This is a genomic window from Paracoccaceae bacterium (assembly GCA_019454225.1).
GTDB lineage: Bacteria > Pseudomonadota > Alphaproteobacteria > Rhodobacterales > Rhodobacteraceae.
Genome location: CP075370.1, coordinates 1,407,262 through 1,419,345, shown reverse-complemented (window position 1 = coordinate 1,419,345; position 12,084 = coordinate 1,407,262). Strand labels below are relative to the sequence as shown.

Here is a 12,084-nt window from a genome sequence, read left to right as displayed (position 1 = left end):
CGTCAGTCGAGACCGGGCAGGAACCCGGCGTCGAAGGCGCCGGGCAGCAGGTCGGCCAGCGTGACCGTGCTGCGCCGGCCCCGGGTGGTGCACATCGTGACCGGGGTGTCGGGTGCCGCAAATTCAGCGATCTTCTGGCGACAGCCGCCGCAGGGCGGCACCGGCCGCTCCGCATCCGCAACCACGAGGATCTGTGCGATGCGCGTGTCTCCGGCCGCGACCATCGCCGCAATCGCCCCGGCCTCCGCGCAGGTTCCCTGCGGATAGGCAACATTCTCGACGTTGCAGCCCAGATGCAGGTTTCCCTCGACCGACAGGATCGCCGCACCAACCTTGAACCGGGAATAGGGCGCATGCGCATTCTCGCGCACTGTCATCGCGGCATCGAACAGGTCCATGGCCCCTCCGGATTTGATCATGCGGTCAGGATGCGGCGGCCCGAACGGCAATGCAAGCGCGGCCCCGCCGATCAGCATGGCGCGGTGGGAACCTCGGCGGGCAGGCTGACCTCCAGCAGTTCGAGGTCGGGCGACGGTTCGCCATAGCGTGTGGCAAGTCCGGGCGGGATGACGAAGGCATCTCCCTTCTCCAGCGGCACCGGCGCCCGCCCCTCGCCCTCCAGAACCAGGGTGCCGGCCATGACATAGGTGAACAGGATGTCGCCGGAATGCCGCATCCAACCGGCGACCCCGCCACCGGGCCGGACCACAAGAACCGACGCGACCCCGCCCGTGTTCGCGGCGATGGTCGTGTCCCTCGCGACAAAACCCGGCAGGCGATGCGGCGCGAACGCCCCCCGGTCGGCGGTGTTGTGCACGAACCGCTGGCCGCCCCATTGGCGATCGGGCCGCAGGTGCGGTGTCGGCAGGGCCATGTCGTGGTCGAGTTCGGTGATGTGCTCGGCGGGAACACCGATCTCGATCACCTCGATGCCGTCGCTTGCGTGCAGGACGCGATGGCGGATCTCGGGCGGCTGGATGAAGCAGTCGCCGGCGTGCAGGCGGATCGGCGGGCCCTGATCCTCGTAGACGACATCGACCCAGCCTGCGACGCAGAAGATGAGCTGAAAGCCGACCTTGTGGAAATGCACCATGTCGGGCACCGGGCCGCCCTGCGGAATCCGGATATGGCTGGCGATCATCGCGCCGCCGAGACGGGTGGGAACAAGGTCGCGATACTGCATGCCGGCGCGTCCGACCACCCAGGCTGCGCCATCCGCCAGGCGGCGCACGACAAAATCATGCTGCACCGGCGGCATCACCAGCGGCGGGTCGAGTTCGGCGATCTCGATGCGGGTGCCGCCCGGGGCCGTCAGGCGGCGCATTCCGCCGGCGATCAGCACCGGGTCGTCCGCCAGGATGCCGATCGTTCCGGGGGTGCCATCGCCCGTTTCCAGCCTGACGCGCAGGCCATGGCCCGAGAACACCGCCACCTTCGGGTCGTCGGCAGGAAAGATCCGGTCCATCCGCATTCCCAGCGTCTTGGTGAAGAAGGCGATGTCCTCGGACAGCGCGCGTGTGGGCAGGCGCACCTCGGCCCGGATGTTCTGCATGGAGTCCCCCGTCGTGACCGGCCCAGCCTGCGACTGGCGCGCGGGATTTGCAAGAATCCGGAAAACGCGCCAAAGGATGGCGGGAACGGCAGCGGGCTTGCGCCTGCCAGCCAATCGTTTAACGTTAAACAATCACGTCGGAGGGGCAGATGGAAACCGGAAACAAGGATGCCGCACGGCACCCGGCGCTCGACTATCACGAGTTTCCGAAACCCGGAAAGCTGGAAATCCGCGCCACCAAGCCGCTGGCGAACGGGCGCGACCTGTCGCTGGCCTATTCCCCCGGCGTTGCCGAGGCATGTCTCGAGATCAAGGCCGACCCGGCAACCGCCAGCCGCTACACCGCCCGCGGAAACCTTGTCGCGGTCGTGACGAACGGCACGGCGGTGCTCGGGCTGGGCAACATCGGCGCGCTTGCGTCCAAGCCGGTGATGGAGGGCAAGGCCGTCCTGTTCAAGAAGTTCGCCAACATCGACTGCTTCGACATCGAGGTGAACGAACCCGATCCGGTGCGGCTGGCCGATATCGTCTGTGCCCTTGAACCGACCTTCGGTGCGATCAATCTTGAGGACATCAAGGCCCCCGATTGCTTCGTCGTCGAGGAACTGTGTCGGGCGCGCATGAACATCCCGGTGTTCCACGACGACCAGCACGGCACCGCGATCGTCGTTGGCGCCGCCGCCACCAATGCGCTGCACGTGGCCGGCAAGCAGTGGGCGGACATCAAGGTGGTCAGCACCGGCGGCGGCGCGGCGGGCATCGCCTGCCTGAACATGCTGCTCAAGCTGGGTGTCCGCCGCGAGAATGTGTGGCTCTGCGACATCCACGGCGTGGTGCACCAGGGCCGCGAGGTCGACATGAACCCGCAGAAGGCGGCCTTTGCCCAGGCGACAGATGCGCGGGTCCTGGCCGATGTGATCGCGGGCGCCGACCTGTTCCTCGGGCTGTCCGGCCCCGGTGTCCTGACGCCCGAGATGGTGGCGCGGATGGCGCCGCGCCCGATCATCTTCGCGCTTGCCAACCCCTCGCCCGAGATCCTGCCGGACGTCGCCCGCGCCGCCGTGCCGGATGCGATCATCGCCACGGGGCGCAGCGACTTTCCCAACCAGGTCAACAACGTCCTGTGCTTCCCCTTCATCTTCCGGGGCGCGCTCGACGTCGGCGCGACGACCATCAACGACGCCATGGAACTGGCCTGTATCGAAGGGATCGCCGCCCTCGCCCGCGCCACCACAAGCGCCGAGGCCGCGGCGGCCTATCAGGGCGAACAGTTGTCCTTCGGTGCCGAGTACCTGATCCCCAAGCCCTTCGACCCGCGCCTGATCGGGGTAGTGGCAAGCGCGGTGGCGCGCGCCGCCATGGAAACCGGTGTCGCCACCCGTCCGATCGAGGACCTTGATACCTACAAGCGGCGCCTTGACGGCTCGGTCTTCCGCTCGGCGCTGATCATGCGTCCGGTGTTCGAGGCCAGCCGCATGGCCGCAAGAAAGATCGTGTTTGCCGAAGGCGAGGACGAGCGCGTCCTGCGCGCCGCGAACGCGATGATCGAGGAAACCACCGACGCCCCGATCCTGATCGGCCGCCCCGACGTCGTCGCCGCGCGCTGCGAACGGGCGGGCCTGCCGATCCGCCCCGGGCAGGATTTCGAGATCGTGAACCCCGAAAGCGACGGCCGGTATCGCGACTACTGGGAAAGCTATCTGGCGCTGATGAAGCGGCAGGGGGTCACGCCCGACATCGCGCGGGCCGTGATGCGTACCAACACCACGGCCATCGCCGCCGTGATGGTGCACCGCAACGAAGCCGACAGCCTGATCTGCGGCACCTTCGGCCAGTATCTGTGGCACCTGCGCTATGTGCGCGAGGTGCTGGCGCGCGACGGGCTGCATCCGGTAGGGGCGCTCTCGCTGATGATCATGCAGGACGGCCCGCTGTTCATCGCCGACACGCATGTGCACCCCGAACCCACCCCCGAACAGATCATGGAAACGGTGATCGGCGCGGCGCGGCATGTCCGGCGCTTCGGACTGTCGCCCAAGGTGGCGCTGTGCTCATCCAGCCAGTTCGGGAACCTCGACTGCGACACCGGCCGGCGCATGCGCGCCGCCCTCGAACTGCTGGACGCGCGCGAACCCGACTTTGCCTACGAGGGCGAGATGCACATCGACGCGGCGCTCGACCAGGCCACCCGCGACCGGCTGTTCCCCGGCAGCCGCTATGACGGGGCGGCCAACGTGCTGGTCTTTGCCAACTCGGACGCTGCGTCGGGCGTCCGGAACATCCTGAAGATGCGCGCGAACGGGCTTGAGGTCGGTCCGATCCTGATGGGCATGGGCAACAAGGCGCATATCGTGACGCCCTCGATCACCGCCCGCGGCCTGTTCAACATGTCGGCCCTCGCGGGGACGCCGGTCGCGCATTACGGATAGCGGCGGCATCGAGGCCGCGCGCGGACCGGCGCGATAGCGCAAACCGTGACACCGGGCCGCGCCCCCGCGACCCGCAACAGTCGCGCAACATTCTTGTGTCACCCCCCGCCGCGGCGTAACGAAGGCGCAGCGTGAATGGGGGCATACCATGGGATACCGTGAAACCTATGCGGACTGGCGGGCCGATCCGGAGGGGTTCTGGATGGATGCGGCAAAGGCCATCGACTGGTCCGCGTTTCCGACCCGCGCGCTGAACGACACCCGGGCACCGCTGTATGAATGGTTCGACGACGGCCTGGTGAACACCTGCTGGAACGCGGTCGATCGCCATGTCGCCGCCGGCCGGGGTGGCCAGCTTGCGATCATCCACGACAGCCCCGTCACCCACACCAAGCGCGGCATCACCTATGCCGAATTGCAGTCCCGCGTCGCCTCGCTGGCCGGGGCCTTGCGGGCGAGGGGCGTGGAAAAGGGTGACCGGGTCATCATCTACATGCCGATGGTGCCCGAGGCGTTGGAGGCGATGCTGGCCTGCGCCCGGCTGGGTGCTGTCCATTCGGTGGTGTTCGGCGGCTTTGCGGCGGCCGAACTGGCCGTGCGGATCGACGATTGCAAGCCGCGGGCGATCATCGCGGCCTCCTGCGGGATCGAGCCGAACCGCGTGGTGCATTACAAGCCGCTGCTTGACGGCGCCATCGACATGGCGGCGCACAAGCCCGATTTCTGCGTGATCTTCCAGAGGGAACAGGAGGTCGCGCATCTGGTCCCCGGCCGCGATCTGGACTGGCACGAGTTCCAGTTCGGAACCGACCCCGCCGATTGCGTGCCGGTTCCCGGCAACCATCCCGCCTATATCCTCTATACCTCGGGCACCACCGGCGCGCCGAAGGGCGTGGTCCGCCCGACCGCGGGGCATCTGGTGGCGCTGCACTGGTCGATGGGGGCGATCTATGGCGTCGGCGCGGGCGACGTGTTCTGGGCCGCCTCGGATGTCGGGTGGGTCGTGGGCCACAGCTACATCTGCTATGGTCCGCTGGTGGCGGGCTGCACGACCATCGTGTTCGAGGGCAAGCCGGTCGGAACCCCGGATGCCGGCACGTTCTGGCGGGTGATCGCGGAACATGGCGTGAAAAGCTTCTTCACCGCGCCCACCGCGATCCGGGCGGTCAAGCGCGACGATCCGGAGGGCAGGCTGGTCGCGCAACATGACCTGTCGGGTCTGAACACGCTCTACCTCGCGGGTGAGCGCGCCGATCCCGACACGATCGAATGGGCGCAGCGGCATCTGGGCAAGCCGGTGATCGACCACTGGTGGCAGACCGAGACGGGCTGGCCGATCGCGGCGAACCCGATGGGTCTGGGGCCCCTGCCGGTCAAGCTGGGCAGTCCTTCGGTCCCGATGCCGGGATATGACGTGCAGGTGCTGGACGAGGGCGGCCATCCCCTGCCGCCCGACACGCTGGGCGCCATCGCGGTGAAGCTGCCGCTGCCCCCCGGCACGCTGCCGACGCTGTGGAATGCGGAGGAGCGGTTCGTCAAATCCTACCTGTCGCACTTCCCCGGCTACTACGAGACGGGCGACGCGGGCTATATCGACGCGGACGGCTATCTGTACATCATGGCGCGCACCGATGACGTGATCAACGTCGCGGGGCACCGGTTGTCGACGGGCGCGATGGAGGAGGTTCTGGCCAGCCATCCCGATGTTGCGGAATGCGCGGTGATCGGGGTTGCGGACGATCTGAAGGGGCAGTCGCCGCTCGGGTTCCTGTGCCTGAACCGGGGCACCAACCGGCCGCATGACGCCGTGGTGAAGGAATGCGTGACGCTGATGCGCGAGAGGATCGGGCCGGTTGCGGATTTCAAGCGGGCGGTGGTGGTGGACCGGCTGCCCAAGACCCGCTCGGGGAAAATCCTGCGGGCGACCATGGTCAAGATCGCCGACAGCCAGCCGTTCAAGGCCCCCGCCACGATCGACGATCCGGCCATCCTGGATGAGATCGCCGAGGCGCTGCGGGGCATCGGGCTGGCCCGCTGACGGCGGGCGTCCCACCGTGGGACGCTTTTCCGACCCAATGATTCCAATGGATTGCCTTTTGGAATTCACCGTCTGTTAGGAATCTGACGGTCAGGGCACAAGCGCACCCCGCGCCCCGATCACCCGCGCGGCAAGCTCTGCCCCGGCCGCCATCGCGGGCTGAAGCCCCGCGCCTGCCAGCCACGCGCCGAGGAATGCCGCGTTGAAACTGTCGCCGGCCGCCGTGGTATCGACCACGCGCGGCACGGCAGCCGGCATGTGCCACGTCAGCCGCGCCGCCTGGCGCGCCACGATCGCGCCGGGGCCGTTCTTGACCACCACGAGCGAGGCACCCGCCGAAGCGTAGCGTTCGGCCGTCGCCTCGGGGTCGGCATCGCCGAAATGGGTGGCCTCGTCCTCGTGCGACGGAAGCACGACATCGGCCACCCCCGCACCTTCCGTGATCGCCGCGCGCATGTCGGCGGCCCCGGGCCAGAGGCGCGGCCGCAGGTTCGGATCGAACGCGACCACCGTGCCCGCCCCGCGCGCCCGGGACAGCGCGGCCAGCAGGCGTGCCCTGTCGGGTTGCGACAGGATCGCCAGCGTGATCCCCGACAGATAGGCCAGACGAACCCCTTGCAGCGCCGCCTCGATCCTGGCGGCATCCCGGGCCAGGCAGCGCGCCGCCGATTGCCCGCGCCAGTAGGCGAAACTGCGTTCGCCATCGGTCAGCTCGATCAGGTAGAGGCCGACGGTCCGGTCCGGCAGACGCGACACGGCCGACGTGTCGATCCCTTCCCGCGCCATGAAGGCCAGCATCCTGTCCGATACCGCATCCTGACCCACGGCTGTCAGATAGCGCACAGCCCACCCCGGGGGCAGGCAGCGCCGGGCATACCAGGCGGTGTTGAACGTGTCGCCGGCAAATCCCATGGCATAGCCGCCGCCGTCCTGCGGCGCCATTTCGACCATGCATTCGCCGATCGAGAGAAAGACGTCACGCCGCACCGCCGGCCCCCTCGAAATAGGCCTCGTGCTCGGCGCGGATGCGCCCGATCTGGTCCTTGATGCGGGCCAGGTGCGCCCGCATCGCCGCCACGGCCGCATCACCGTCGCGGACGCGCAGGGCATCCATGATCCGCACATGATCGTCAAAGGCGTCCTGGCTGGCGAAGGCGAGGGACAGGAACCTGACCCGATCCATGTGCGCCTTGTTCTCGCGGATGATGTCCCAGGCGAAGGCGTTTCCGCCGCGCGCGCAGATCTCGCGGTGGAACAGGTCGTCCAGATTGTGAAACACCAGCGGTTGCCGTGCCGCGACCGCCGCGGCCTGATCGTCGAGAATCCGGTCGAGCGCGTCCATGTCCTCGGCGGTCAGGCGGTGGCAGGCGACGCGCACGGTTTCCGCCTCGATGGCCGACCGGATGAACCGCGCCTGCATCACGGCGGCATCGGAGATCTGCGACACGGTGGTGGCGCGCTGCGGGCGAATCGACAGGAAGCCGAGCTTGGACAGGCGGTAGAAGGCATCGCGCACCGGTTGCCGCGACACGCCGAGCGCGCGCGCCACCTCGACCTCGGACAGTCTCGCGCCGGGCGGCAGTTCAAGGTTGAGGATCTGCTTGTGCAATTCGTCGAACACGGTGTCCGCGACGGATGGCCGCTGGATCGGTTCGAGCATGCGCAGCGCCACGGGTTCCGGCATCTGTCACCTCCGTTGACAGGTCACGCATACTAGCATATTACCATAGCGGTCCGATGGAAAGCACCTTCTGCGCCACGGCCAGACCGGGAGGAATTGACCACCGATGCCCCTGCTCGATCCCGATCGCCTGTTCCCGCCGGACCCGGCCACGCGCCGGGTGGCCCGGGACCTGTTCGATACGGTCGAGCACCTGCCCATCGTCAGCCCCCACGGCCACACCGACCCCCGGTGGTATGCCGAGGACGCGGCCTTTCCGGACCCGGCGCAGCTGTTCGTGACGCCCGATCACTACATCTTCCGCATGCTGGCCTCGCAGGGTGTGCCGCTGCGCGACCTGGGCGTTCCGCGCGCCGATGGCGCGCCGGTGGAAACCGACGGGCGCGCGATCTGGCGGCTGTTCGCGCGCCATTTCCACCTGTTCCGGGGCACGCCGTCGCGGATGTGGCTGGACCATGCGTTCCAGACGGTTTTCGGCATCGAGGACAGGCTGTCCGAGGCCACGGCGGATGCGATCTATGACCGGATTGCCGAGGCGCTTGCCACCCCTGCCCTGCGGCCGCGCGCGCTGTATGACCGCTTCGGGATCGAGGTGATCTCGACCACGGATGGCGCGCTTGATGACCTGCGCTGGCACGCGATGATCCGGGATTCGGGCTGGCACGGGCGCGTCGTTCCCGCCTACCGGCCCGACGCGGTGGTCGACCCCGAGATGCCGGGTTTCGCCGACAACGTGATGCGTCTGGGCGAGTTGACGGGCGAGGACACGGCCACCTGGCAGGGCTATCTGGCGGCCCACAGGGCGCGGCGCGCGTTCTTCCGGGTCTATGGCTGCACCTCGTCGGACCACGGCCACGCGACGGCCCGCACCGAGGACCTGCCGCAGGATCAGGCGGCGATCCTGTTCCAGAAGGCGCTGCACGGCACCTGCACCGCGGACGAGGCCGACGCCTTCCGCGGCCAGATGCTGACCGAGATGGCGCGGATGAGCCTGGATGACGGGCTGGTGCTGCAGATCCATCCCGGCAGCCGGCGCAACCACCATGCGGGGGTCCTGGCGAGTTTCGGGCGCGACAAGGGGTTCGACATACCCGGCCGCACCGACTATGTCGCCGCGCTGCGCCCCCTGCTCAATGCCGTGGGGCTGGACCCGCGCCTGTCGGTCATCGTCTTTACCCTGGACGAGACGGCCTATGCGCGGGAACTGGCGCCGCTGGCGGGGGTCTATCCGGCGCTGCGGCTGGGGCCGGCCTGGTGGTTCCACGACAGCCCCGAAGGCATGCGGCGGTTCCGCGAGATGACCACCGAAACCGCCGGGTTCTACAACACCGTCGGGTTCAACGATGACACCCGCGCCTACCTGTCGATCCCCGCCCGGCACGACGTCGCGCGGCGCGTCGACTGCGCCTTCCTGGCGACGCTGGTCGCCACCGGGCGGCTTGCGCGGGATGAAGCATTCGAGGTCGCGCAAGACCTCGCATACCGGCTTGCGAAACAAGCCTACCGGCTCTGAAAGCCACAACGGGAGGAGACCCAGATGACACAGTTCAAGACCCTTGCAGCGGCGCTGCTGGCCTCGGCGGCGATGACCGGCGCGGCGCTTGCGGAATGCGAGATCACGCTCAAGTCCTCGGACACGCACCCCGACGGCTATCCGACCGTCGACGCGGTCAAGCACATGGGCGAGCTGCTGAAGGAGCGTTCGGGCGGCCGCATCTGTGTCGAGGTGTTCCACTCGGCGCAGCTGGGCGAGGAAAAGGACACGATCGAGCAGACGAAGTTCGGCGTGATCGACTTCAACCGCGTGTCGATGGGTCCGTTCAACAACATCATCGAGGAGACCAAGGTCGTCTCGCTGCCGTTCATCTTCCGGGGCACCGACCACATGCACCGCGTGATGGACGGCCCGGTGGGCGACGAGATCCTGGCCGCCTTCGAACCCCACGGCTTTGTCGGGCTTGCCTATTACGACGGCGGCAGCCGCAGCTTCTACAACAAGCAGAAGCCGATCACCTCGATCGAGGATCTGGCGGGGATGAAGATCCGCGTGATGCAGTCGGACGTGTTCGTGGACATGATGACGGCACTTGGCGCGAATGCCACGCCGATGCCCTATGGCGAGGTCTATTCCGCGATCCAGACCGGCGTCATCGACGGCGCCGAGAACAACTGGCCCTCGTTCGAATCCTCGGGCCACTACGAGGTCGCGGGCTACTACACGCTGAACCAGCACCTGATCGTGCCGGAAGTCCTGGTGATGTCGAAGGTCAGCTATGACAAGCTGTCGCCCGAGGATCAGGCGCTTGTCACGCAGGCCGCAAAGGACTCGATCCCGGTGAACCGCGAGCTCTGGGCCGCGCGCGAGAAGGTGTCCGAGGAAAAGGTCCGCGCGTCGGGCGTGCAGGTCATCACCGAGATCGACAAGACGCCGTTCATCGAGGCGATGGCCCCGGTCTACCAGAAACACGCCAACACGCCGAAGCTGCAGGATCTGGTCACCCGCATCCAGGCGACCGAGTGAACTGACAGCGGGCGGCCCCGGGGCACGGGGCCGCCCAACCACGCGGGGGAGCATCCATGCAACCGGGATTGTTACGGCTGGCCCACGGGCTTGGCCTGCTGGCACGTTTTGCGCTCTGGACGGCCGGGGCGGGCCTGGTGGCGATGACGGCGATCATCGCGTCGCAGGTGTTCTTCCGCTATGTGCTGAACGACAGTCTGATATGGTCGGAACCCGCCGCCGTCATCCTGATGGGATGGTTCATCTTCCTGGGGGCCGCCGTCGGCATCCGCGAAGGCTATCACCTGTCGTTCGACGTGCTGCTTTACGTCCTGCCGCGCCGGGTGGTGCTGGTGCTGCACACGGTATCGGACATCGTGGTGCTGGGCTTCGGTTTCGGGATGTTCTGGTACGGCGGGCAGCTGATGGTCTCGGCCTATGGCGTGACGCTGCCGTCGCTGGGCGTCACCGGCGCCATCGACTTCCTGCCGCTGGTGATGGGCGGCGTGCTGATGATGATCTTTTCCGCCGAACGCATCGTCCGGCGGGCCGCCGGCCTGCCCACGGCCCGTTTCGGCGAAGACACGGCGGAGGCGGCCTAGATGGAACTCTGGGTTCTCTTCGGCACCTTCGGCGTGCTTCTGGCGATCGGCACGCCGGTCGCCTTCTGTCTGGGCGTCGCGTCGTTCGCCACGGTGCTGTACCTGGGACTTCCCCCGGTGGTCGTGTTCCAGCGGCTGAATTCGGGCGTCTCGGTGTTCGCGCTGATGGCAATTCCGTTCTTCATCTTCGCGGGCGAGGTGATGGTGCGCGGCGACATCGCGCGGCGGCTGATCGCGGTGGCCGGGGCCGCGGTGGGGCACCTGCGGGGCGGCCTGGGCCAGGTGAACATCGCGTCATCGGTGCTGTTCGGCGGCATCTCGGGCTCGGCGGCGGCGGATGCCTCGGCGATCGGCGGCATCATGATCCCGCAGATGAAGGAAAAGGGCTATGACGTGGACTACGGGGTGAACATCACCGTCGTGTCCTCGATCATCGCGCTGCTGATCCCGCCGTCGCACAACATGATCATCTATTCGATCTCGGCCGGCGGCCGGCTGTCGATTGCCGACCTGTTCACCGCAGGTATCCTGCCGGGCTTCGTGCTGGCGCTGTCGCTGATGATCGCGGCCTGGTTCGTGGCCCGCCGGAAGGGCTATCCGACCGAAGCCTTCCCCGGCTGGGGCATGTTCGGGATGCTGTTCCTGAACGCGATCCCCGGCATCCTGCTGATCGCCATCATCTTCGGCGGCGTCCGTTCGGGCGTGTTCACGGCCTCGGAATCGTCCTGCATCGCGGCGGTCTATGCCCTGGCGGTGACCACGCTGGCCTATCGCACGATGGGTTGGGCCGAGTTCACCGGCGCGGTCAGGGCGGCGGTGCGGACCACGGCGATGGTGCTGCTGGTGATCGGATGCGCGGCCTCGTTCGGCTGGCTGCTGGCCTTCCTGAAGGTTCCCGCCGCCATGGTCGCGGCCATGCAGGGCCTGACCGACAATCCGATCCTGATCCTGCTGCTGATCAACGTGCTGCTGCTGATCCTCGGCACCTTCATGGACATGTCGCCGCTGATCGTGATCACCACGCCGATCTTCCTGCCGGTGGCGCTGGCCTTCGGGGTCGATCCGATCCACTTCGGCGTCATCCTGATCCTGAACCTGGGGATCGGGCTTTGCACGCCGCCGGTGGGGGCGGTGCTGTTCGTGGGCTGCGCGGTCGGACGGATCAGCGTATGGCAGGCGGTGCGCACGATCTGGCCGTTCTATGGCGCGGCCTTCGCGACGCTGATGCTTGTCACCTATATCCCCGGGCTGTCGCTCTGGCTGCCCGCACTGTTCCGCTAGA

At 67.6% G+C, this 12,084-nt stretch carries 10 protein-coding genes; 6 read left to right on the top strand and 4 right to left on the bottom strand.

The genetic code is table 11. The features are described 5' to 3' along the window. Window positions 1-2: 2 nt before the first annotated feature. Complete coding sequence (locus KF887_06705; protein QYK42789.1) at window positions 3-398, bottom strand: cytidine deaminase; 396 nt, start codon at window positions 396-398, stop codon at window positions 3-5. A 71-nt stretch (window positions 399-469) separates the two neighbouring features. After that, on the bottom strand, window positions 470-1,552 hold the full coding sequence (locus KF887_06700; protein ID QYK42788.1) for a cupin domain-containing protein: 1,083 nt from the start codon (window positions 1,550-1,552) through the stop codon (window positions 470-472). Window positions 1,553-1,701: 149 nt separating this feature from the next. Here KF887_06700 and KF887_06695 point away from each other — a divergent pair, with 149 nt between their 5' ends. Then, the gene (locus KF887_06695; GenBank protein QYK42787.1) at window positions 1,702-3,981 is read left to right on the top strand and encodes an NADP-dependent malic enzyme; all 2,280 of its coding nucleotides are present in this window, start codon (window positions 1,702-1,704) and stop codon (window positions 3,979-3,981) included. A gap of 148 nt (window positions 3,982-4,129) precedes the next feature. Then, window positions 4,130-6,019 carry a propionyl-CoA synthetase gene (locus KF887_06690; protein QYK42786.1) on the top strand — a complete coding sequence of 630 codons (1,890 nt, stop codon included), beginning with the start codon at window positions 4,130-4,132 and terminating at the stop codon, window positions 6,017-6,019. A 90-nt stretch (window positions 6,020-6,109) separates the two neighbouring features. Here KF887_06690 and KF887_06685 read toward each other — a convergent pair whose 3' ends face one another. Beyond that, a complete protein-coding gene (locus KF887_06685) occupies window positions 6,110-7,105 on the bottom strand; it encodes a sugar kinase (GenBank protein QYK42785.1) in 996 nt (331 codons plus the stop codon). Next, complete coding sequence (locus tag KF887_06680; protein QYK42784.1) at window positions 6,996-7,703, bottom strand: GntR family transcriptional regulator; 708 nt, start codon at window positions 7,701-7,703, stop codon at window positions 6,996-6,998. Before KF887_06680 ends, KF887_06685 begins: the two co-directional genes overlap by 110 nt. Window positions 7,704-7,806: 103 nt before the next feature. Between KF887_06680 and uxaC the strand changes: the two genes are divergently transcribed. Genes uxaC through KF887_06660 form a run of 4 tightly spaced genes read left to right on the top strand, consistent with a single transcriptional unit; the run spans window position 7,807 to window position 12,083 of the window. Then, the gene (uxaC, locus tag KF887_06675; protein QYK42783.1) at window positions 7,807-9,213 is read left to right on the top strand and encodes a glucuronate isomerase; all 1,407 of its coding nucleotides are present in this window, start codon (window positions 7,807-7,809) and stop codon (window positions 9,211-9,213) included. A 24-nt stretch (window positions 9,214-9,237) separates the two neighbouring features. After that, complete coding sequence (locus KF887_06670) at window positions 9,238-10,221, top strand: TRAP transporter substrate-binding protein (GenBank protein ID QYK42782.1); 984 nt, start codon at window positions 9,238-9,240, stop codon at window positions 10,219-10,221. Between the two features lie 56 nt (window positions 10,222-10,277). Continuing rightward, on the top strand, window positions 10,278-10,802 hold the full coding sequence (locus tag KF887_06665) for a TRAP transporter small permease (GenBank protein QYK42781.1): 525 nt from the start codon (window positions 10,278-10,280) through the stop codon (window positions 10,800-10,802). After that, entirely contained in the window at window positions 10,803-12,083 is a 1,281-nt protein-coding gene (locus tag KF887_06660; GenBank protein ID QYK42780.1) for a TRAP transporter large permease, read from the top strand. Window position 12,084: the final 1 nt, after the last annotated feature.

What these genes read in the sequence shown, in the direction of transcription:
- KF887_06705 (QYK42789.1), bottom strand. Translation starts at nt 398, where the DNA reads ATGGACCTGTTCGATGCCGCGATGACAGTGCGCGAGAATGCGCATGCG.
- KF887_06700 (QYK42788.1), bottom strand. Translation starts at nt 1,552, where the DNA reads ATGCAGAACATCCGGGCCGAGGTGCGCCTGCCCACACGCGCGCTGTCC.
- KF887_06695 (QYK42787.1), top strand. Translation starts at nt 1,702, where the DNA reads ATGGAAACCGGAAACAAGGATGCCGCACGGCACCCGGCGCTCGACTAT.
- KF887_06690 (QYK42786.1), top strand. Translation starts at nt 4,130, where the DNA reads ATGGGATACCGTGAAACCTATGCGGACTGGCGGGCCGATCCGGAGGGG.
- KF887_06685 (QYK42785.1), bottom strand. Translation starts at nt 7,105, where the DNA reads ATGCGGCCGTGGCGGCGATGCGGGCGCACCTGGCCCGCATCAAGGACC.
- KF887_06680 (QYK42784.1), bottom strand. Translation starts at nt 7,703, where the DNA reads ATGCCGGAACCCGTGGCGCTGCGCATGCTCGAACCGATCCAGCGGCCA.
- uxaC (QYK42783.1), top strand. Translation starts at nt 7,807, where the DNA reads ATGCCCCTGCTCGATCCCGATCGCCTGTTCCCGCCGGACCCGGCCACG.
- KF887_06670 (QYK42782.1), top strand. Translation starts at nt 9,238, where the DNA reads ATGACACAGTTCAAGACCCTTGCAGCGGCGCTGCTGGCCTCGGCGGCG.
- KF887_06665 (QYK42781.1), top strand. Translation starts at nt 10,278, where the DNA reads ATGCAACCGGGATTGTTACGGCTGGCCCACGGGCTTGGCCTGCTGGCA.
- KF887_06660 (QYK42780.1), top strand. Translation starts at nt 10,803, where the DNA reads ATGGAACTCTGGGTTCTCTTCGGCACCTTCGGCGTGCTTCTGGCGATC.